24 protein-coding genes and 1 pseudogene are annotated in these 18,832 nt (G+C 51.5%); 14 read left to right on the top strand and 11 right to left on the bottom strand.

From position 1 onward, the window contains the following. Positions 1 to 14: 14 nt before the first annotated feature. The 3 genes from sapF to sapC are packed head-to-tail and all read right to left on the bottom strand — an operon-like array spanning position 15 to position 2,708. Entirely contained in the window at positions 15 to 824 is an 810-nt protein-coding gene (gene sapF, locus ABLV76_RS23920; RefSeq protein ID WP_004203898.1) for a putrescine export ABC transporter ATP-binding protein SapF, read from the bottom strand. A 1-nt stretch (position 825) separates the two neighbouring features. Then, positions 826 to 1,818 (bottom strand): putrescine export ABC transporter ATP-binding protein SapD, encoded by a 993-nt coding sequence (sapD, locus tag ABLV76_RS23915; RefSeq protein WP_004203899.1) that lies wholly within the window; start codon positions 1,816 to 1,818, stop codon positions 826 to 828. Then, on the bottom strand, positions 1,818 to 2,708 hold the full coding sequence (gene sapC / locus ABLV76_RS23910; protein WP_348878514.1) for a putrescine export ABC transporter permease SapC: 891 nt from the start codon (positions 2,706 to 2,708) through the stop codon (positions 1,818 to 1,820). The genes sapD and sapC overlap by 1 nt, the downstream gene beginning before the upstream one ends. Positions 2,709 to 2,854: 146 nt before the next feature. On the opposite strand from sapC, the gene ABLV76_RS23905 reads away from it, so the two are divergent. Next, positions 2,855 to 4,072 carry a site-specific integrase gene (locus ABLV76_RS23905; protein ID WP_080935364.1) on the top strand — a complete coding sequence of 406 codons (1,218 nt, stop codon included), beginning with the start codon at positions 2,855 to 2,857 and terminating at the stop codon, positions 4,070 to 4,072. Between the two features lie 220 nt (positions 4,073 to 4,292). Here ABLV76_RS23905 and ABLV76_RS23900 read toward each other — a convergent pair whose 3' ends face one another. The 8 genes and pseudogenes from ABLV76_RS23900 to ABLV76_RS23865 form a co-directional block, all read right to left on the bottom strand. Beyond that, entirely contained in the window at positions 4,293 to 4,532 is a 240-nt protein-coding gene (locus ABLV76_RS23900; protein ID WP_004892750.1) for a DUF4060 family protein, read from the bottom strand. A gap of 7 nt (positions 4,533 to 4,539) precedes the next feature. Then, a complete protein-coding gene (locus tag ABLV76_RS23895; protein ID WP_040221864.1) occupies positions 4,540 to 4,848 on the bottom strand; it encodes a hypothetical protein in 309 nt (102 codons plus the stop codon). Beyond that, complete coding sequence (locus ABLV76_RS23890; protein WP_110549825.1) at positions 4,845 to 5,495, bottom strand: morphogenetic protein; 651 nt, start codon at positions 5,493 to 5,495, stop codon at positions 4,845 to 4,847. The genes ABLV76_RS23895 and ABLV76_RS23890 overlap by 4 nt, the downstream gene beginning before the upstream one ends. A gap of 34 nt (positions 5,496 to 5,529) precedes the next feature. Further along, positions 5,530 to 6,689: pseudogene (locus tag ABLV76_RS23885) on the bottom strand (RecT family recombinase). Further along, positions 6,652 to 9,750, bottom strand: a complete 3,099-nt coding sequence (locus ABLV76_RS23880; RefSeq protein WP_096913329.1) for a RecE family exodeoxyribonuclease — start codon at positions 9,748 to 9,750, stop codon at positions 6,652 to 6,654. The pseudogene ABLV76_RS23885 and the gene ABLV76_RS23880 overlap by 38 nt, the downstream one beginning before the upstream one ends. A 137-nt stretch (positions 9,751 to 9,887) precedes the next feature. Continuing rightward, positions 9,888 to 10,043 (bottom strand): YdaE family protein, encoded by a 156-nt coding sequence (locus ABLV76_RS23875; RefSeq protein WP_023282477.1) that lies wholly within the window; start codon positions 10,041 to 10,043, stop codon positions 9,888 to 9,890. A gap of 9 nt (positions 10,044 to 10,052) precedes the next feature. Beyond that, positions 10,053 to 10,244 (bottom strand): YebW family protein, encoded by a 192-nt coding sequence (locus ABLV76_RS23870; RefSeq protein WP_004892542.1) that lies wholly within the window; start codon positions 10,242 to 10,244, stop codon positions 10,053 to 10,055. A 392-nt stretch (positions 10,245 to 10,636) separates the two neighbouring features. Continuing rightward, a complete protein-coding gene (locus ABLV76_RS23865) occupies positions 10,637 to 11,050 on the bottom strand; it encodes a helix-turn-helix domain-containing protein (protein WP_032433985.1) in 414 nt (137 codons plus the stop codon). A 111-nt stretch (positions 11,051 to 11,161) separates the two neighbouring features. Between ABLV76_RS23865 and ABLV76_RS23860 the strand changes: the two genes are divergently transcribed. The 13 genes from ABLV76_RS23860 (at position 11,162) to ABLV76_RS23800 (ending at position 18,119) form a co-directional block, all read left to right on the top strand. Continuing rightward, positions 11,162 to 11,392 (top strand): helix-turn-helix domain-containing protein, encoded by a 231-nt coding sequence (locus ABLV76_RS23860; protein WP_023341332.1) that lies wholly within the window; start codon positions 11,162 to 11,164, stop codon positions 11,390 to 11,392. 2 nt (positions 11,393 to 11,394) lie between these two features. Beyond that, positions 11,395 to 11,931 carry a toxin YdaT domain-containing protein gene (locus ABLV76_RS23855; RefSeq protein ID WP_023325158.1) on the top strand — a complete coding sequence of 179 codons (537 nt, stop codon included), beginning with the start codon at positions 11,395 to 11,397 and terminating at the stop codon, positions 11,929 to 11,931. Between the two features lie 10 nt (positions 11,932 to 11,941). Next, a complete protein-coding gene (locus ABLV76_RS23850; RefSeq protein WP_048230994.1) occupies positions 11,942 to 12,202 on the top strand; it encodes a hypothetical protein in 261 nt (86 codons plus the stop codon). Between the two features lie 77 nt (positions 12,203 to 12,279). Beyond that, positions 12,280 to 13,200, top strand: a complete 921-nt coding sequence (locus ABLV76_RS23845) for a replication protein (protein ID WP_004215886.1) — start codon at positions 12,280 to 12,282, stop codon at positions 13,198 to 13,200. Continuing rightward, positions 13,197 to 13,940: a replication protein P gene (locus ABLV76_RS23840; protein WP_004215885.1), complete on the top strand. Its 744-nt coding sequence runs from the start codon at positions 13,197 to 13,199 to the stop codon at positions 13,938 to 13,940. Before ABLV76_RS23845 ends, ABLV76_RS23840 begins: the two co-directional genes overlap by 4 nt. Next, positions 13,933 to 14,268 carry a DUF977 family protein gene (locus ABLV76_RS23835; protein WP_023325159.1) on the top strand — a complete coding sequence of 112 codons (336 nt, stop codon included), beginning with the start codon at positions 13,933 to 13,935 and terminating at the stop codon, positions 14,266 to 14,268. Before ABLV76_RS23840 ends, ABLV76_RS23835 begins: the two co-directional genes overlap by 8 nt. Beyond that, positions 14,261 to 15,046 carry a ParB/RepB/Spo0J family partition protein gene (locus ABLV76_RS23830; protein ID WP_023325160.1) on the top strand — a complete coding sequence of 262 codons (786 nt, stop codon included), beginning with the start codon at positions 14,261 to 14,263 and terminating at the stop codon, positions 15,044 to 15,046. The genes ABLV76_RS23835 and ABLV76_RS23830 overlap by 8 nt, the downstream gene beginning before the upstream one ends. Next, positions 15,043 to 15,246: a hypothetical protein gene (locus ABLV76_RS23825; RefSeq protein WP_020804603.1), complete on the top strand. Its 204-nt coding sequence runs from the start codon at positions 15,043 to 15,045 to the stop codon at positions 15,244 to 15,246. Before ABLV76_RS23830 ends, ABLV76_RS23825 begins: the two co-directional genes overlap by 4 nt. Beyond that, a complete protein-coding gene (locus ABLV76_RS23820; protein WP_004216517.1) occupies positions 15,239 to 15,493 on the top strand; it encodes a hypothetical protein in 255 nt (84 codons plus the stop codon). The genes ABLV76_RS23825 and ABLV76_RS23820 overlap by 8 nt, the downstream gene beginning before the upstream one ends. Beyond that, on the top strand, positions 15,490 to 15,663 hold the full coding sequence (locus tag ABLV76_RS23815) for a hypothetical protein (protein WP_004216516.1): 174 nt from the start codon (positions 15,490 to 15,492) through the stop codon (positions 15,661 to 15,663). The genes ABLV76_RS23820 and ABLV76_RS23815 overlap by 4 nt, the downstream gene beginning before the upstream one ends. 132 nt (positions 15,664 to 15,795) lie before the next feature. Then, positions 15,796 to 16,710: a hypothetical protein gene (locus ABLV76_RS23810; protein WP_004216515.1), complete on the top strand. Its 915-nt coding sequence runs from the start codon at positions 15,796 to 15,798 to the stop codon at positions 16,708 to 16,710. After that, a complete protein-coding gene (locus ABLV76_RS23805) occupies positions 16,707 to 17,447 on the top strand; it encodes an HIRAN domain-containing protein (protein WP_004216513.1) in 741 nt (246 codons plus the stop codon). Before ABLV76_RS23810 ends, ABLV76_RS23805 begins: the two co-directional genes overlap by 4 nt. Before the next feature lie 294 nt (positions 17,448 to 17,741). After that, a complete protein-coding gene (locus tag ABLV76_RS23800; RefSeq protein ID WP_123811360.1) occupies positions 17,742 to 18,119 on the top strand; it encodes a hypothetical protein in 378 nt (125 codons plus the stop codon). The last annotated feature ends 713 nt before the right edge of the window (positions 18,120 to 18,832 follow it).

The following is an 18,832-nucleotide window of genomic DNA, read 5'->3' as shown; positions in this document are numbered from 1 at the left end:
TGAATGAGACGACGCTATTTGCCGTCTTTGCGCCAGGCGTCGGCGGTGAGAGCCTCACCAAAGTGGCCGGCAATCAGACGTCGGGTCAGGTCGTGCAGCGGTGAGGCCAGCACATCGGCGGTGCTGCCGCGCTCAACCACTTCCCCGTTATGCATCACCAGCACCTGATCGCTGATGTGCTTCATCATGCCCAGATGCTGGGTGACATAGATGTAGGAGATGCCCTGTTTCTCCTGCAGCTCCAGCATCAGGTTGATGAGCTGGGAGCGCATCGACATATCCAGCGAGGCCAGCGCCTCATCGCAGACGATGACCTTCGGGCGCAGGATCAGCGCCCGGGCGAGGCCAAGACGCTGCTTCTGACCCGGGGCCAGCATATGGGGATAGTAGCTGACGTGGTCCGGCAGCAGGCCGACCATGCGCAGGGTGTCGATGATCTGCTTCTGTCGCGCTTCGGCGTCGAGATCGGTATTCAGCCGCAGCGGAAAATCGAGGATCTGCGAGATGCGCTGGCGCGGGTTTAGCGACGTCGACGGATCCTGAAAGATCATGCGAATTTTCTGGCTGCGGTAGGAGTAATCCCCGAAGGTCAACGGATGGTCGTCGATCAGCACCTCGCCGCTGGTGGGCTCCACCATGCCCGCCAGCATCTTCGCGAGGGTGGATTTTCCGGAGCCATTCTCGCCGATAATCGCCAGCGTCTGCCGTTCGCGCAGGGTAAAACTCAGCGGCTTAACCGCCTCCACCGTCTGGCGGTGAAACCAGCCGGTGCGGTAGCGAAAGGTCTTACTGAGTTGGCGCACTTCCAGCAATGTTTCGACCATTTCACTCTTTCTCCATGTTCAGCGGGAAATGACAGGCGTACAGGTGATTGCGCACCCCGGTAAGACGCGGCGTTTCAATACACTCGCGCTGGGCGTACGGGCAGCGGGGCCCCAGCCGGCAGCCGATGGGCAGCTGCTCCAGCAGCGGGATCGCCCCCGGCAGGGTGTTGAGGCGGCTTTTATGCGGCATGGCGCTGCCAAAATCCGGGATCGCGCGGATTAACGCCTGGGTGTAGGGGTGATGCGGCAGGGTGATCAGCTCTTCGCTGGGCCCGCTCTCCACCGTCTGCCCGCAGTACATGACGTTGATTTTATCCGCCCATTTGCTGAGCATCTGCAGGTCGTGGCTGATCAGCAAAATGGTGGTGTTGTTGTTCTGGTTGAGCCGCGTCAGCAGGCGGATAATCTGCGCCTGAGTCGTTGGCTCCATGGCGTTGGTCGGTTCATCGGCGATCAGCAGGCGCGGCTGGTTGGCCAGGGCGATGGCAATCATCACCTTCTGGCACTCGCCCTCGGTCAGCTGATAGGGGAAGCTGCGCATGGCGTCTTTGTGATCTTTAATCCCGACGCGGTGCAACAGCTCGATGGCCCGACGCTTGCGCCAGCCCAGCCGCTGCCACCAGCGCCCTTTGTAGGTCCAGCCGGGGATACTCTGGATCAGCTGCTGGCCGATGCGCTCAGAGGGATCGAGGCACGACTGCGGCTCCTGGAATATCATCGACACGTTGTGGCCGATCAGTTTTCGGCGTTCGCGGTTCGACAGCCGCAGCAGGTCGATGTCGTCGAAGCGCATGCGGTCGGCCGTGACCCGCCAGTTGTCCTTTGTCACGCCGCAGATAGCTTTGGCGATCAGGCTCTTCCCGGAGCCGGATTCCCCGACCAGGCCACGGATTTCGCCTTCGGTCAGGGTCAGGCTGACGCGATCGACGGCTTTCACCCAGCCTTCGTTGGTTTTAAATTCGATGGTTAAGTGACGAATATCGAGTAACGGCATTATTCTACCCCGGCAATGATCGCCCGGCGAATACCGTCGCCCAGCAGGTTGACCAGCAGTACGCTGAGCATAATCGCGGCCCCGGGCAGCATCACGGTCCACGGCGCAACATAGATAAGCTCCAGCGCATCGCCCAGCATCGCTCCCCATTCCGGCGAAGGCAGCTGAGCGCCGAGGTCAAGAAAGCCCAGCGCGGCGATATCCAGAATAGCCATCGACAGGGCGCGGGTGATCTCGGTCACCAGGACGGAGGCGATATTGGGCAGAATGGCGAACAACAGAATATTCAGCGTCGACGCCCCGTCGAGGCGGGCGGCGATGATGTACTCTTTCTCCAGCTCATCGTGGACCATGCTGTAGACGGAACGCACCATCCGCGGCAGCAGCGCCAGCCAGACGGCAAACATCGCATGGCTGAGGTGCGGCCCGGCAAAGGCGACGACGATGATGGCCAGCAGTAGCGAGGGGATGGAGAGCAGGGTATCGAGGATATGGTTCATCACCGCCGAGCGCAGGCCGTGGGTCGATCCGGCAATGACGCCCAGCACCAGGCCAAACAGCGTGGCGCCGAGGGTGACGACAAAAGCGCCGCCGACGGTCGGCGCCGCGCCGCTCAGTAGCCGGCTGAGCACATCGCGCCCCAGGTCATCGGTCCCGAGGAAGAAAGAGACTTCGCCATAGCGCGACCACGATGGCGGCAGCAGCTGGTAGCCGAGGAACTGCTGGTCGATGCCGTAGGGGGCGAACCAGCCGCCGAAGACGCAGAGCAGCAGCAGCCCCGCGCAGCCGTACAGGCCGATCATCGCCGTGGTGTCGCCATAGAATTTACGCCATACGGTGCGCAGCGCGCCGGGCGGACGCTTTTCCAGATAAACGCTATCGTAGGGCATATGAATCCGTTTTAAGTTTGTTAGTCATGCTTTAAGTCTTTTCAAAAATTCCGCTAATACCAACACCTTGCCAGCATAGAGTGCTTTAATTTTGTGTGTTCTGCATTGATTTGAAGGTTATCAATTTAAGTAAAATGTGTACACTGATGTGTATATCGTCTTCCGGAGTGTACACATTGCTTACCGACACAAAGTTAAGAAAAGCTCTTGGCAAAAAGAGAGACCAGATCGAGGTCATATCGGACGCTCATGGTCTGAATGTCCGGTTGTCTACTTCCGGCAGTATAACATTCTTTTACCGCTACAGATGGAACGGGAAAGCCGCTCAGCTAACGATTGGCGATTATCCCACCACCTCCTTATCTCAAGCTCGCGAACGTAGACAGCAGTTCAGGGCCTGGTTGACAGAAGGACTCGATCCGAGACGGCAAACAGTTCTGGAGAAACAGAAAAAAGTCGAAGCACTCACCGTTAAAGAGGCTTTCGATTACTGGGAAAAGTATTACTGCATCCCTGAAGGTCTTGTGAAAATCAAGGTTAACCGACGGGACTTCAATAACCATATAGCGCCTGTGCTGGGGAACATGATTGTTGATCAGACCACTAAAGCGCACTGGCTTAACCTTTTTGATGGCATGGGGCGAAGAGTTGTCACTGGTCAGATGCTTGGGCTGATGCAGCGTACGTTCCGTTTTTGCTCCAATCGAGGGGTAATTAATGTGAACCCAATTGAGAGCCTTAGGCGCTCTGACGTAGGTCTCACAGCATCCGTAAAAGATCGCAGATTGAGTGATGAGGAAATCAAAACAGTTTGGAATATCCTTCCTGAATTGAAGTACAGACAACAGCTGATAATGAAGTTTCTCATCATGACTGGCTGCCGGAGTACAGAGATCAGGACAGCAAGATGGGAGTGGTTCGATTTCCATGAGCAAACGTGGACCATTCCGGCAAGCGATTATAAAACCGGGAAATCGGTCAGAAGGGCACTTCCCGAGGCAGTAGTAAGAATGATGTTAGCAGAGAAGGAAACGTCAGTTTCAAAACACGTTGTGACACTGTCACGCTACAGAGGGCCAGAAGATGACAGACCGCCACTACAACCAAACATCGCTCTGTTTTCTGCTCAGATTATAGCTAAAACAGGCATGAAACCCTGGTCTCTCCATGACCTCAGGCGAACAGTGGCGACACGCCTTTCTGAATTAGGTGCGCCGCCACATGTTGTGGAAAAACTGCTTGGCCATCATATGGCAGGTGTCATGGCACGTTATAACCTGCATGATTATCTGGATGATCAGCGTCACTGGCTTGCTGTTTGGCAGGATCACCTTGAGAAGCTGGTTGGTCAGCCTCTGGTTTGATCCCCACGTTATCTTCCCAGGCCAGCAGGTCTGAAAGTCTCCACCTTTTAGGGCTGCCATTTATTTTAGGCTGCGGGAATGGCTGAGCAAAGTAAGAGGGCATCCGGGATGGGGTGCTCCAGAAATAGAGTGTGCTGCGCGAAATTTTGTATCTGGACAGAACGTCATCGGTTATCAAAATTTCATCTGATTTATGAGATGTATTAGTCATAAAAACCTCTTAGTTACATTGTCCAGGCAGATGGTGTAGCCGGCGCGCGCAGCTCATGGCTGTGGCCACATAGCTACTTTTTCTGTTTACAACTTCTACAGTGATCTTTGAGCCTTGAACCACCACCGTATAAGTTCTCTTCGTTTTCTGTCGCCCGTAGGCGCCATAAAGCTCAACATGTTTTGCCAGTGCGGCATCACAAGCCTGGCGGCCCAGCGGTGATTGCTTGCTTCGGTTAATCAGTCGCATATTCACCTCACACAAAAACATCAACTGGATCGCCAGCTGCGCGCGCGTTGTCGTTCGCTTCACGGCGGAGGCCGAGAACATAGCCAACGGGATCCCAACTGGACAGAATTGCATTGAGCTCTTTATGGCTGTGCCAAGTTGTCATGCGCTTTTTAAGCTCGCTGGCGCAGGCGCGCACGTTAGCCCGGGTGGGGCCGGCCATCTTCATGCACAAGCACAAAGTCAGAAGCAGATCCGAATATTCATCGGCGGCAGCGCGCAATGCTGCCGGGTCGATGCTGGCTTCCAGCTCAGGTAATCGATGTTTAAGACTCATGCTGTCAGCTCCTCAATTCGTTTGAAATCAATAACCCAAACCCACGGATTGGAATTCCAGGATTCGTCGCCGTAGATTGACGCCCACAGGCGCGCGAACACATCAGCTACACAGTCGCCACTCTTCATGTCGGCGGTACTGCACCCTTCGCGTATCGCATCGCCGTCACTGATGCTCTTCAGTCGTTCAACCCGCACGTTGGTGATTTCCAGAAGAATGCGGCTGGCCCAGCGCGGCATGTGGATAGATGGTCGCCAGCAGCAATGCAGTTCATCATCTGCATCGTAAAACTCTGGCGCTGGCACTCCATCAGCCTTGTAAACGCAGAATTCAGGCTTCTCAAACGGAGTGGGGTCTTTGCAATAGCTATCCATTAGGTCGTAGTCGAACAGTGGCCCCTGAAACGTCTCTCGCACCCAGATGCGATCACCGACGACACCGAACGGACAATGGATTGCGATATCTTCAATTTTCGGCAACAACAGTCCGTTAAGAGGTCTGCTTAACCACTTACCGGATAAACTTCCGCTTAATGTTGCCTCTGGCTGCGGCTTGATGATTCGCCGGGTCTGCGTCTTCCTGCCGCTCAGCAGCGCCCGCACCATCTCAGCGTTAAAAATCATTCCGCGTTCAGTAATTTTCGTCATATCGTTACCGGGAGGGCGAGCCCTCCCGCCTCCCTTAGCCCACGTATTCTGGTTTCATGTCGTCCAGGGTGATGCGGAACTGGTCATACAGTTCATCACCGAGGTGGCGGCGCGATGAGGTCAAGGTGCTTTCTGCCTTCGCGAATAATGCTTCTGCTTCCGGATCCCCCGGATTAGGGAGTGAATTTATGGCGGCCTCAACTTTGTTTCGGGCGTCTACCATGAAATAACGCTGCACGGCTTTACCTTTCAGTTCGGTGAAAAGAACAGTGCCCAACACAGCTTTCTCTTTATCCAGATCCGCCCTGATGGCTTTTGCTGCATCGACCGATTCGGCGCGCTCAATGCGGTCACGGAAATCATCTGCCAGGGAATCAATATTGAGAGCTGAATCCTGCGCGCTGGTGGTGATGTCTGTTCCGCTGGTGATCTCTGCGACAGACATTCTTTGCGCCGGCGCCGGGTTTATTTCTCGCTCGGTCCTTTGTTCAACTTCATCCGGGCTGTAAACACCCAGGATGACTTCCGGGCAATACAGCCGTGCCCAGTATTTGACGCCCAGATAAGCGATCTGCTGTTTCGGGTTAGAAACCCACAAAGGAGAATTACGTGTGACGACTCCAGAGAGATAAAGTGGCTCCCCCCAGGTGATTTCTGATTCACCGCGCAGAATCGCGCCGACCTGGACGAATAACCCGATTTCGTCTTCATCAGTCCAGCCGCGCACCCGTTCTGTAACGCTGTATTTCCCATTTTTACCGTGTTTTTCCCTGGTAATTTCCTGCGTCCTTGTGCAACGTTCCCAGTTGCCGCCGTAGCGATAATGAAATCGACCGTTAATAGCGCTGGAACTGGCGATTACCGCGTTGACGAGCTGGGCTTCATATCCGAGCACGCCGTTTACCAGATGCGTTTTTTGCGCGACTGCATAGGGATTCATGCCCCACTGCATAGCCTGCATAACGATGGCCATGCAATCGGCTGGCTTACCTGCAAGGTGAGCTGGCACTGTCACTTGTGAATCAGCCATAAGGTTTGCGAAAGCAGTTAACTGACCGAGAGCCTGAACGTTAAAGATCGCGTTGCTAGCTGAAATGGTGTTTGGTGCCTGCTGTTCGGCTGTAACAATGTTAGTGTTTTCCATGACTGTTCCCCCTTATGCCTGTACGCGCAGCGCTTCGAGACGGCGCATATCAAAATCGTTAAGTTCTTCGGTGTAGTCTTCGGTAATCGGCGCCGGCCATTCGCCAGTGTCGAAACCGTTCGCGATGGCACGCATTGCTTTGCGATATTCCAGCATGCCGAGTTCCAGCATTTCTTCGGATGCCTCGATGATGGCGATCCAGTGGTAGTTCTCGTCTTTGTTGACGAATATCCAGAAGAACTGGTCAAGGGCTGCGGTTTCGCAGTACATAGCCGCGCTCAGGTGGTAATCGCGCTCGATGATTTCCCGGTGCAGCTTCGCGCGCAGGCCTTCCTGCTTAATGTTCCACATACTGATGGTTTTCAGGTCCGCACCAATGCGCAGGCCGCCCATGTCTATCTCAAGGTCAGGGCGCACGCGAACTTCCAGCCCGGTTTCCTCATCAATGCCGAAATAGCTCACCTCGACGGCACGGCTCGGGTGCGTCAACAACTTGCCAGCGGTCGGGTGATTCAACAGTGCTTTCTGAATGGCCAGTGCCGTAGCCAGCTGCTGGCGGGTAACCAGCACTTTTCCTTCCGGGTTCTCGCGCCATGCATCCAGCAGCTCGTCGGCAAACACGGCATCCGGTTTTACCGATTTCACGGCCTGAATCAGATCGGCCTTTGTGCCAGAGACTTTCAGGGGCTGCGCCTTCTGTGCTTCCTGAGTAACCATGTCAGGATTAATAAGCGCCAGCTGTTCCAGTAAGGCATCGCGGCCACCGCTGGTTTTCACCTGGGCGGGCAGGGTGGCGTTGTATTCTTTGATGCAGGCCTTCATTGCGGTGGCGGTTTGCTTCTGACCGTCTTCAATGCGCTGGAACTCAGCAGGTAAAGACATATAACCCTGGCCGGTTTCTTCAACTGATGTACCCAAGGGAACCTGGGCGGGCAGGTTCGCGTTGTATTCCTCCAGGAATCTTTTGATGTCATCTGCGCTGAGTAAAACCGGAAGCCCGTTGTTGTATTCGTCGATAAATGCGCGGATCGTCGCCGTCGTGGTGAAGGCACCTTCCGGGATTTCCGGCTCGATACTGAATTCTTTTTCCAGCTGATCAGGCTGCAGCGCCAGTGCATGCACCAGATTGCCCATATCCAGAACAGGAGAGCGCACCTTCTGGATGGTTTTGGATACGTGGCGCGCCTCGAAATACATCAGCGATACCCGGGCATCTTTAACCATCGTGGAGCTGATGCCGTTAGCGGCGTGGTAGACCTCATTTGGCACGCCTTCATATCGACCAGGCTCGAAATACTCCGGCCATGCTGGCGCTGCTTGTTCAGCCTCTTCCTCTTCATCGCTATGAGCACTCTCTGAAACCTGGCTTTTCAGCACTTCGGCGGTAAGATCCGGGCAGCGTTCAGCCAGTATTTTGCTCATGTTCACGGCAATTGTTTGCGCAGGAGGCTCATCAGCGCCTTCGCCTGCTGATACCGCATTATCATTTTCGTCTTCGACCGGCTGAGCCGTTTCCATCTGCACATCGCTGGTGGTTTCCCCGGAATTAGCTGGATGTAATTTTTCTTCTGCAGCGCGCTGGCGCGCCTGGTCCACGATAGAAAGTGCTGGTGCTGGCTGGCTATCCATCAGACCATCAATCGAAAAAACACCATTGCCCATGTTTGAAACTTCAGGCTGTTTGGGTTTGGTCAGGTCTTCGGTTATCCACTTCGGATCCGTGGGGTCACTGATGCCTTCGACATATTCGCCACGTTCGGCGGCCAGAACCTGATTAGCGTCAGGGCGTTTCTTTTGAGCTTCTTTCACCAGTTCGGTGCCAATTACCTGAAAGTCAGTTGGGAGAGTTTCCAGGTCAGGCACACCTTCATCTCCATCGATAGCCTTTTTCACAGCGTCCAGAGTGACGGCGGCAGATGAAACATGACCAGCTTTTTCAAGAGTCTCAGCAGAAGGGGCGTCATGCTTATGCTCGGTCAGGTTCGCATTGATATAGGTCTGCAGACTTACCGGGAAATGATGAATGTCGCTGGTGGCGCCACGAATAAGGGCAAAAATCGCGGCGCGGGAATAATCCAGGATGCCTGCAACCTTGCGCAGCGCTGCCGACCATTCCTTGAACGGACTTTCTTTCTTCTGAACGATCTCTTTGGCCCGGCGGTGAATTGATGCCGGGAAATTGTAGATATCGAAATCCATTGGCATTGTGGCCAGGGCTATTTCTACATCGAGCGTATCAAGGGTATGGGTGTAGTCAGGGTTGCGATCGGTTTTATTACCGCCGCCAGCATTAGTTCCTGCATCAGTTTTCAAAATCGAAGAAATGCAGTTACCGGCAGCCCATTCCCTGGTGAGAATGCCGCGGTCGATCGCGTTCGTGGCGAACCACAGCTTTGCAAACTGAATACGTTTGCCGAGCTCATGCCGTTTCCCTTCCGGGAAGACTTTTTTATTGGCGCTGGTGAATTTCCAGAGCGTCGGCATATCGTATTTTTTGATTTCAGGGATATTCTCGGCGGCCAGAATCAGATCCTGGACGGCTGCGTTATCAGTGTCCATTTCCAGAACTGACAGCTCCTGCCGGTGAGGCATGCTGATATGATAAACGTGACTCTCTTCGGCCATATACTGCGCCAGCAGCTGAGCGCGAAAGGGGAGTTCTGCCACGTTAAAAAGCGCGCTTGAATCGTCCTGGTATTCATCGCTGCCGAAAGTTTCCACGGTCTCACCTTGTGCCGCATCGCCAGTAGTATTGGCATCAGCCAGCATCCCACTAACGGGCTCAGCGGATACTCCGTCATCATCGCCGTGATGAACATCAGCAGACGCCTGTCCTGGCTTAAGAGTCCAGGTACGGCCATCGTCGCCGAGCTGGTAGCGTTCGCACCATGAGTAATCGAGAACACCCTCCGCCGGCAGGTCGTTGAATACCGGGAAATCGGTGCGAATTGGTTTTTGATAGTCTTTGCCGCGGCCTGTTTCGATCCCTGCGTCTTCCAGATCGACGTCCAGCTGCAGAAGGGCGCGAGCTTCTGATTTATTAGTGCGCCAGATTACGGCATCAGCTTTACCCGATTTTTGAGTCGCTTTTATCAGATAAAAATATTCCATGTGATAGCCTCTATTTTGGATGTAGAATCCCCCGGGCCATTGGTAGCGCCCATTCAGGGTGGTCATTGGTTTTGGTAATTTCCGGTGTAACTTTGGTCGGTGGCACCGGACGTACAGCCCGCTTCGGCGGGTTTACGTTAGCCCTCGTGAGCCATCTGGTCGTGAGAGGCGCAACGTTCTGAGCAATACTCTTTTTCTTTCCGTGCGAGCTGGTTCCCCTGGAGATACAACAGGGTGCTTACCACTGGTTTTCCCTCGATTGCTTTACGGCAGTAACCGCATTTCTTCTGCATTCCTCCCCCCTACATTTGCACCGTAAACCCGGCCGGATGCTCATCCAGTACACCTTTCAGCGGATAACATTCAGCTTTCACGTGTTGGTCTTCTGCAGCTGCCTTGCAGTCATTCTCAGTGTCGTAAACGCCGAGCAGGACATCCTGATTACCGCCCGTCAGCATGCTGACGGTGAGAACCAAGGCAAACATCGTGCTCATGAAGGGTCTCCTTTTTGCGCGAGCATGTAGCACACCCGGCGGATGAAAGCTGACAGCGGATTTAAACGAACAGCCTGCTGACGAGCGGGTTTGCGTGCGAAATCAATCATAGAAATAACTCCCTCAGTGCGCTGATAAGCGCGATCCAGATGAAGAGTCCAATTACTGCCGAAATGACCATGGCTCTGATGCCTTGTTTACTCATTTCAACCTCTGCCTTGTCGCCGGCCAGCGGAACGTTTACCACCTGACAACAATGCGTTTGTTGTCGATGTGATAAATGATGCAACATAAAGTTTCGGTTGTAAAGTGAATATGAAAGTATTTATTTCGTTTTCGAGCAAAAAAAATGGCACCGCAAAGGTGCCATTGGTTGGACGGGGTTACGTTTTCTATTTTTTTTGATTGTTTATGAGGTCGTAAACGTCGTTCTTAAGCAATTCGATATCGTGCAGGACACCTTTGGTGTGAAGGATAAGACGCAACTTCTCGGACTCAGGAAGTTGGTTAAAGAGCGAGAGTATCATTAGCTCCTTTTCGTCCAGGTCACGATTTGATGATAACGTCTGATCAGGCTCATCATCAGTTTCATCTGAGGGAAGAAAGAACCAGTGCTCTGGTTTTCCTGTTGCTGCAGCAAGGCGCTTTAACCTCTCACCACTCGCAACACTTTTCCCTTTAGCCCAATTTTGCACAGCAGTGTGCGAGAGCATGACCCTCTTGGCTAGATCGGATTTATTCCAGCCATTTTCAGTCATGACTTGTTGAATTCTTTTGGCAAAAACTGGGTAAGTGATCTCATTCATAAGTGCATTTTACAACCTAAGGTTTCACTCAGCACTAAAACAATTTCTTTCGTTTGTTGAAACATAAACTTTCGTCATGTATGCTTCTCTCCATCAAACCAAGGAGAGCACATGAACAAAGAGACGCAACAAAAAATCAGTAAGGCAGCATCTCGTGCCTGTATCGGAAAGCACTTTGGCATCAGCGGTCAGGCTGTTGGTAAGTGGATTTACGAGAATGGAGTGCCTCAAAAACGCATCGTCCCGCTATGCCGTTTTCTTAACTGGGAAGTAACGCCTCATGAAATTGATCCTGAGGCGTACCCAAACCCAACTGATGGCCTGCCGAAACAGGAAGGCTGAACATGCAAACACTTCCCTTTCAACAAAATACCGGATTCAACACCGGCGCTCTGATAAAGCGAAATCAGCTGAGAGAGTCAGATCACGACGCTATTCGCTCTGCTGTTCGCGCCTGGGCTGCAGCTGAGGGCCAGGATGTTGTGTCGGCACATATCATCGATGAGTGGCGCCAGCAGGGCGGCGAGGAGATCGCGTTCCCTGATGATATCAGCCGTGCCCGACAGAAGCTTTTTCGCTACCTGGACAACCCGGCCGAATCTGAGCGCTATCGCGAGTACGTTCGCCTTCTTACCCCGGCAATCATGGCCGTTCTTCCGCTGGAGTTCCGACATCGTCTGATGCCTCAGGACGATATTTTGTCGCGCCTGTCTTCGGCCATGAAGGAATGCGCTGAAGCAAAGCAGGCGGTGATGCTGAACGCGCCAGAGCACCAGAAACTGAAGGAAGTGAGCGAGGGGATTGCGTCGCTTTTCAGGCTAATGCCTGAGCAGACAGGAGCGCTGATGACGATCGTGAGCTCAATGCTCGGCGTGATGTAAGCGAGGTTCCATGAATCACATCGAATTTATTGAAAAGAATGTCCGCGAGGAACTTCTTCGCCAGGGCTTCACGCAAGCAGTGGCTCAGGGGGGGGCATACCAGGCGGTCGATATGTACAAGCGGATGTCACAGGCAAGCCGCAAAGGGGGAATGTTTGACGATGTTATGCGATACGCAAAGTTATGGGCTGAGAAGCAGACCAGCGCAGCTGAACGCCGGGAAGCAAAGCGGAAAGTGCGAAAGGGCGGCGATCAGGCTGGGTTGTTCTGAAAGGGTGAAGACTGTTGTGCGCCAACACAGCCAGTCTTCGGGGTGTGAAAAAAGGGCTCTTAGTTCACGGAGTGAGTATGTCAAATACCGCTGAAGTTATCAATTTTCCGATTAAAACCGAGCGTTCGGGAGGTCAAATGGCCGACCTGGCTAACGGGTATACCAAGATCGCAAACGAGATACAGAAGCTCAAGCCGCGTCTGCGGATGTCAGGTCGTGAGTGGCAGTGTCTTGAGGCTGTTATCTGGCTTACCTATGGATGGAACAAGAAGCAGGACCGAGTAACAAACACGGTGATTGCTGAGCTGACAGACCTCGGAGAGTCGCATATTTCCGACACAATCAAATCTCTCGCGGAGCGGAAAATTATCTTCGCTCATAAGCAGGGAGTGATGAAAATTGTCGGTATAAATACTGAGCTATCTGAGTGGATTTTAGACAAGCCGAAAACGGGAAAACTCTTCCCGGAATCGGGAAAAGTGTTACCGAAAACGGGAAAACCTTTCCCGGAAACGGGAGACACCCAATACAAGAACAAGAACAATAGTAAAAGATCTTCTTCGTCTCGGAATTCTAAAGAATCCCGAAACGAGGAAACCTTGAAGTTTCTCTCTCGTCATCCAGAAGCGGCCGATGGGATTTATACCCCTGCGGGTAAATCCTGGGGAACAGCTGACGACCTCAAAGCCGCGCGATGGATTTTCGATAAAGCCCTGACCGTGAATGCCTCCCTCTCTGAGCCGAACTGGGTTGAATGGGCGAACACCATCCGCCTGATGCGTCTGCAGGACAAGCGCACTCACTATGAGATCTGCGAACTGTTCAAGTGGGCAAATGAGGACGGTTTCTGGCAGGAAAACATCCTTTGCCCCTCAAAACTACGTAAGAAATGGGATCAGCTCACAACTAAACGCCTGCGCAGCCATGGTCCATCAAGAAACTCATCAGGCGCCAGTGCGCTGGACAACACAGACTGGATCGACGGGGTACTCGAATGAAATCTATCGCAGAAAGCATGCACAACTTCGACCGTGAAAACTTCCAGCGAGTGGCTGCCGGGCTTCCGGAAATGCAGGACGAGCAGGCAGTAAAGCGCCAGGCGGCCAAGACTGCAGAGATCTTCAACGAGCTGTTCCGCCAGCTGCTTGCCGTCTTCCCGGTGCTGGCCAACAAATCAGTGGAAGACCTCAACGAGATGCGTCGCCAGTGGTTGTTGGCGTTCAAAGAGAACGGGATCACCACGGTTGAGCAGATTAACGCAGGAATGCGGGTTGCGCGCAAACAGGAAAAACCATTCATGCCATCACCGGGACAGTTCGTCGCCTGGTGTCGTTCTGAGGAGGCGGTAACTGTAGGCCTGCCAGATGCGAGTGAGCTGGTTGAAATGGTTTACCAGTATTGCCGGACTCGCGGCCAGTATCCAGACGCTGAGTCGTACCCATGGCCTGAGCACAAAATCGAACCGTTAACGCTTAAACACAAAGCCTGCTACTGGATGGTTACTGGCTTGTACGCAGACATGCGCGCAAACGGCCTCAGCGACACTGAGTTGCGACGTAAGGCGCAGGATGAGCTGCTGCGTATGGTTCGTCGCTTGAATGCCGGGGAAGTGATTCCCGATCCGGTTAAACAGATCCCAAAGCTTGGCGGACGTCCGCTGAGTAACGAGCAGGGCTTAAACAAAATTGCGGAAATCCGCGCGAAATTCGGTTTAGGCAGAGGGCGGAATCATGGCTAGAGCATTGTCAGCAGTTGAGCGCAGAGAGTACGTCCGCGCAGTGATTCGGATCACCAGGCATCAGGGGCGCCTCACGACCACCGAGGCAATGAAAAAAATGGGGCTGAGCCGCGCTACTGTCCAGCGGTATTTTTCCGAAGCAGAAGCGACCGGCGAGGTTGTCCGGCATGGTCGTTTGGGGCTGTTCCGCGATCAGCGGGCCGTCAACGACTTTGACATGAAGCGTTTTGGCCTTGTGCCGAAAGTTGCTGTTGGGATGAATTACAGCCTGCTTGGCAGCCCTGTTTTTCAGCGAGTTTTAGATGTTCAGGAGGCTATTCATGGCTAAGAATTCAATCGATGTATACGGTGCCAGCGGCAAAACAAACGTGCTCAATTTCGAGCCTGAAAACCTGCACCTGGTCACCGATAAGACCCACCCACTTTACGATGAGCGTGTACACCTGCCGATCGAGGAAGGGATGGTACTGAACATTGCGGAGCTGGGGGTACTGGAGCCAATCATCGTCTGGAAAGACCCTGAAACGGGGCTCACCTGCGTAGTTGTTGGCCGTCAGCGCGTTAAACATACCCTTGAGGCAAATAAACTCCGTCTGAAAGAAGGCAAAGACCCACTGCTTGTTCCTGGGGTCGTTAAGCGCGGATCAGCAAACCAGATGGCTAAATACATGGTCAGCGAAAACGAAATTCGCCGACCTGATACGCCGCTTGGCCGGGCTAAAAAAATGTCAGACGCGCTCGACCGTGGGCTCGATGAGGACGATATTGCGGTGTTGTTTGGCTGCAGCGTTCAGACCGTTCGAGCAACGCTCTCCCTCCTCGATGCTACTCAGGCCGTCAGGGAAGCGGTGGAGGCTGGTACAGTCACCATTACCCAGGCGCGACAGCTTGGTGTGCTCCCACCTGAAGAGCAGCGGGAAAAAGTGGCAGAAATCGAGCTGGCGACAGCTGGTACCAAAGGCCACGAAAAAGCCCGTCGGCAACGTCAGGTCCTCGGTGATGCAAAGCCTCGCCTGAAAACCCGCAAAGAAATCACAAAAGCCCTGGAATCTGCCGAGGGTGAGTATGCGAGCGCACTCCGTTGGGTGCTTGGGGAGGCCGTATGACAATCGTAAAAACCCATACCGGCACCGTGATCACCAAAGACGGTCCGAAGGTAAAAAAACTGCACCAGACAGAGCGGATGTGGGTCGTCGGCAAAAACGAGTTTTACCACAAAGAAACCGGGCGCCGTCACTTTGCAGAAAATACGCGCCGCCGGTTGTTATTGGAAACGATTGAGGCGATAGGTGGTTCACATGACTGAACACGTCGAAAAATACACAAACAAGGCTATAGAAATCATTGCCGACTATATCCAGCGCACTAACAAGAAAAACGAGCAGTTGCAGGAAGCGAAGGTGCGCTTGGATAAAAAAATCGCTCTGTTCGCAGACGATGAGAACTGCAACACAAACAGGCTGATGTCCGTATTTTTACCAGCAATGACCAGCCATACCCGAGATGGCTTTTTCGAAGAGATAGCAGCGGCGTTAGAAGGGACAGACAAATGAGCAACTCACTGCAAATTCTATGTATCAAAGATACCGAGGGATACTGGACTGAGGGTGAAATGTATCCGGCCCGCCAGTTCTGGCGGGCTTTCTCATATCTCGTGCAGGAGCATGAAAAACACGACACAAAACGGGCAGGCGTGACGGGGATACGAGTGCGCTACGGGTAAGTGTTGTATGGTAGTATTTTGCTGGACATGCATACAGTATTATTCTATTGTTACCCAACATCTAGGGTTTCCTGTGTTGTATGGTTAAAATGGGTTCACTAAAAATACCCTCCACCCAATCAGGGAAGCTATATGACCTACCAACTGGTAACGCTTAGCCCGGTTGCTAACGATCTGGAACAGTTAGGGACTAAAGAAAAGTTTTGGTTCTATTACGCAAATGACACTGATAATTTACAGCTGTTCAAGTATTCTAGGGTTGGAACTGGTGAGCACTGGTCTGAAAAATGTGCGGCAGAGCTTTGTCACATACTGCACATTCCGCATGCAAACTATGATTTGGCTACGTGTAATGATAGATTTGGTGTTGTTAGTCAGAATCTTATCCCATTTGGCTTTCGAATGGTTATGGGGAATGAGGTTTTACACAGTTCCACGGCTGACTATCCTCAACCTTTGCAGGCAGGTGAAAAGCCTGTAAGGGTTCGAGAACACACGGTTACAAGAGTTTTAGGATGTCTGGATAAGGCATCGATCCAGCCACCGCCGAGCCCCTATGATTTAAACGGGTTAAACGCTGCAGATGTGTTCTGTGGTTACTTAATGCTTGATGCACTAGTTAGTAACCAAGACCGCCACCATGAAAATTGGGCGATTATGCTCAACAATGAAACTGGTGAGCAGTTTTTGTGTCCAACGTATGACCATGCTGCCAGTTTAGGAAGGGAGATGTTAGATGATGAACGCGATGAAAGACTTACGACCAGAGATAAAAATCGTCAAATCCCGTGCTTTGTAAGCAAAGCTCGCTCAGAGCTTTTCAAAGCAAAAACAGATAGAAAGCCCTTACTTACAGTTGAAGCCTTTCAGCTCGCTGTTGAAGGTAGAACTGCCGCTCGCAACCACTGGCTGGGTAAGCTGAGCGCTTTAACAGAAGATTCCATTCGAGAAGTGTTTAACAATGTGCCCTCATCGTGTATCTCCGATATCGCGCGTGAGTTTGCAACACTCATGGTAATGGAAAATCGTAGAAGGTTATTAGAATGACTAACTCAAACTCCGTTTACGTCGCATGGCAGGAGCCCGATACCAGAAACTGGCATGTTGTCGGTAATTTGCAAGAACGCAACTCGGGGTATGTTTTTAAGTACACAAAGGGTGCGCTTAAGTCCTCAAAATTTACATTCTTTAGTGGCATGAATGATGTCCGTGAAACGTATGTTTCTGAAGAGTTGTTTCCTCTTTTCAAAAACCGCCTTCTGTCGCCTAGGCGACCAGAGTATCCACGTTTCATTAAGTGGCTTGGGTTTGAAGATGATAGCGTGAATGCGATTGACATTTTGGCTCGATCCGGTGGACTGAGAAGTACAGACCAACTGCAAATCTTCAAGAAAATCGAAGCTGATGAAAACGGAAGGTTTGAACACTTTTTCTTTCTACATGGCTTGAGCTATCTGAACTCGATGGCGAATGAGCGAGTAACGGGATTACAACCAGGTGAAAATTTACGCCTTTGCTTGGATCCTCAGAATGAATTTGACGGTGATGCTGTCATTGTTCGTGCGGATAAGCCTGCTGAAATTGTTGGATATTGTCCAAGATATCTGAGTAACGACATCAAGAAAATGCTACTGAATGATCCTAAATCAGTAACGTTATCTGTTGAAAAGATTAGTGATGATGCACCACATAATTATCGCTTGCTATGCAAGTTGTCTGGGACTTTAAATTCAGCTTGTCAAGCTTCGCTTATTCTTCAGGATGAGTTTGAAAGTATTGAGTAAACAGAGAAAGCCACCATATCCGGTGGCTTTTTGTCATTCCACTTCAATATCTGGTGAATAGGCGCAAAACGGATCACCTCTTCACCCTGCTATATGTTCAATTCCTGCATTCTCATCTGCAGCGGCATTAACTCTTTGCGGACCAAGACAGTGGTACGCGGTGCGCTGCCATTCACTGAGGCACTTATAAGTGCTAATTTGCCACAGATGTGTCAGACGGCAGCAGCGACTTAAACTATAATTCCCTCTATACCAGAGGGGATGTAGAAGTAGGTCCACCCCATCATGTGTCGCATGAAAAAGCGTCTTAGTAGCCTAGGGATACAAGGAAAACAAAAGATGGTATTGTTTCTAAAAAAAACATCACTTCTGGTTTGCGCTGTTCTTATATCAAATGTGGCATTTGCTGTTGATAATAAAGAAGAAATAGCGCCTGTGCGTATAGGTTGTCCTACGCCAGCGATGCCAGTCAAGGCTCAGGCATTGAGAACTGAAGGGAGTGTCGATTATGCGGCGTGGGTTAATGATAAAGGCGATGTGTACTCAATAGACATAACGGGCGATGAGGTTTTCTTCAGGGTAACTGAGGTTGCTATTAAAAAGTGTAAGTTTGTGCCAGGCCATCCAGGAGTATATCGGGATACAATAAAATTTAGTCTGGTAAAACCTTGAAAAGGGCGTTTAACGTCTAATCTCCCCCATGGGGTAACTCCGCTTCATGCTAAAGTGGTGGTAAGGGCCAATCTGCCGGAGATTTGCCTGAAAAAAGTATTGCAGCATGATAAAACCCGCTTTGGCGGGATTTTTGTTTCTGTTGTTTCAGAATAACCTCCTATCTCTCCAAAAAATGGCTGTTGACTTCTTTCTTGTTATTTGGTATTGGCGATTGCTGGGTAAAGTTACTTTTGCAGTAGTGTGATGAGCTCTACCTGTTGCCCTAAGAAAAGTTACTTTTTGGCAGTTGGTAAAACACTTTTACCGGCGAAGGGAAAAAGTAACTTTTGGGAGGGGGAGGCTGCAAAACACTTTTGTGTAGCTATAAAAGTTGGTATCAAGGCTGTGTTTTTATTTTAAGCAACCTAATAGGTTCGTTTACCATGATTAACAACGTCAAATGTTCTCGGGTTGTCATCAAACAACTTTTTAGGTTGTTTTCTTATCTGACAAAACAATTTGTTTTATTGCTTGTGTAATTCGATGCTCATTTGTCACCATAGATGTTGCGCGGCTATTTGTGTTTATTTAAAACACATGTCACTTTAAGGTATGTTGTTGTGTTTGTTGTGTTTTAATTTTTTTTGAAATATTTCTTGATGTATTTATGTGTTGTGATATTAATTAGGTTGTGTAATGCTTGTATCGATGTCGTTTCATTTCCTTGGGGC

Source organism: Klebsiella sp. GB_Kp047 (assembly GCF_040065235.1).
In the GTDB taxonomy this organism is placed as follows: Bacteria; Pseudomonadota; Gammaproteobacteria; order Enterobacterales; family Enterobacteriaceae; genus Klebsiella; species Klebsiella quasipneumoniae.
Note: the sequence above shows the minus strand (reverse complement) of the source record. Positions and strands in the feature narration are given on the sequence as shown.

Excerpts from the sequence above, each read along its gene's own strand:
- sapF (WP_004203898.1), bottom strand. The coding sequence starts at position 824 with ATGGTCGAAACATTGCTGGAAGTGCGCCAACTCAGTAAGACCTTTCGC.
- sapD (WP_004203899.1), bottom strand. The coding sequence starts at position 1,818 with ATGCCGTTACTCGATATTCGTCACTTAACCATCGAATTTAAAACCAAC.
- sapC (WP_348878514.1), bottom strand. The coding sequence starts at position 2,708 with ATGCCCTACGATAGCGTTTATCTGGAAAAGCGTCCGCCCGGCGCGCTG.
- ABLV76_RS23905 (WP_080935364.1), top strand. The coding sequence starts at position 2,855 with ATGTGTATATCGTCTTCCGGAGTGTACACATTGCTTACCGACACAAAG.
- ABLV76_RS23900 (WP_004892750.1), bottom strand. The coding sequence starts at position 4,532 with ATGCGACTGATTAACCGAAGCAAGCAATCACCGCTGGGCCGCCAGGCT.
- ABLV76_RS23895 (WP_040221864.1), bottom strand. The coding sequence starts at position 4,848 with ATGAGTCTTAAACATCGATTACCTGAGCTGGAAGCCAGCATCGACCCG.
- ABLV76_RS23890 (WP_110549825.1), bottom strand. The coding sequence starts at position 5,495 with ATGACGAAAATTACTGAACGCGGAATGATTTTTAACGCTGAGATGGTG.
- ABLV76_RS23880 (WP_096913329.1), bottom strand. The coding sequence starts at position 9,750 with ATGGAATATTTTTATCTGATAAAAGCGACTCAAAAATCGGGTAAAGCT.
- ABLV76_RS23875 (WP_023282477.1), bottom strand. The coding sequence starts at position 10,043 with ATGCAGAAGAAATGCGGTTACTGCCGTAAAGCAATCGAGGGAAAACCA.
- ABLV76_RS23870 (WP_004892542.1), bottom strand. The coding sequence starts at position 10,244 with ATGAGCACGATGTTTGCCTTGGTTCTCACCGTCAGCATGCTGACGGGC.
- ABLV76_RS23865 (WP_032433985.1), bottom strand. The coding sequence starts at position 11,050 with ATGAATGAGATCACTTACCCAGTTTTTGCCAAAAGAATTCAACAAGTC.
- ABLV76_RS23860 (WP_023341332.1), top strand. The coding sequence starts at position 11,162 with ATGAACAAAGAGACGCAACAAAAAATCAGTAAGGCAGCATCTCGTGCC.
- ABLV76_RS23855 (WP_023325158.1), top strand. The coding sequence starts at position 11,395 with ATGCAAACACTTCCCTTTCAACAAAATACCGGATTCAACACCGGCGCT.
- ABLV76_RS23850 (WP_048230994.1), top strand. The coding sequence starts at position 11,942 with ATGAATCACATCGAATTTATTGAAAAGAATGTCCGCGAGGAACTTCTT.
- ABLV76_RS23845 (WP_004215886.1), top strand. The coding sequence starts at position 12,280 with ATGTCAAATACCGCTGAAGTTATCAATTTTCCGATTAAAACCGAGCGT.
- ABLV76_RS23840 (WP_004215885.1), top strand. The coding sequence starts at position 13,197 with ATGAAATCTATCGCAGAAAGCATGCACAACTTCGACCGTGAAAACTTC.
- ABLV76_RS23835 (WP_023325159.1), top strand. The coding sequence starts at position 13,933 with ATGGCTAGAGCATTGTCAGCAGTTGAGCGCAGAGAGTACGTCCGCGCA.
- ABLV76_RS23830 (WP_023325160.1), top strand. The coding sequence starts at position 14,261 with ATGGCTAAGAATTCAATCGATGTATACGGTGCCAGCGGCAAAACAAAC.
- ABLV76_RS23825 (WP_020804603.1), top strand. The coding sequence starts at position 15,043 with ATGACAATCGTAAAAACCCATACCGGCACCGTGATCACCAAAGACGGT.
- ABLV76_RS23820 (WP_004216517.1), top strand. The coding sequence starts at position 15,239 with ATGACTGAACACGTCGAAAAATACACAAACAAGGCTATAGAAATCATT.
- ABLV76_RS23815 (WP_004216516.1), top strand. The coding sequence starts at position 15,490 with ATGAGCAACTCACTGCAAATTCTATGTATCAAAGATACCGAGGGATAC.
- ABLV76_RS23810 (WP_004216515.1), top strand. The coding sequence starts at position 15,796 with ATGACCTACCAACTGGTAACGCTTAGCCCGGTTGCTAACGATCTGGAA.
- ABLV76_RS23805 (WP_004216513.1), top strand. The coding sequence starts at position 16,707 with ATGACTAACTCAAACTCCGTTTACGTCGCATGGCAGGAGCCCGATACC.
- ABLV76_RS23800 (WP_123811360.1), top strand. The coding sequence starts at position 17,742 with ATGAAAAAGCGTCTTAGTAGCCTAGGGATACAAGGAAAACAAAAGATG.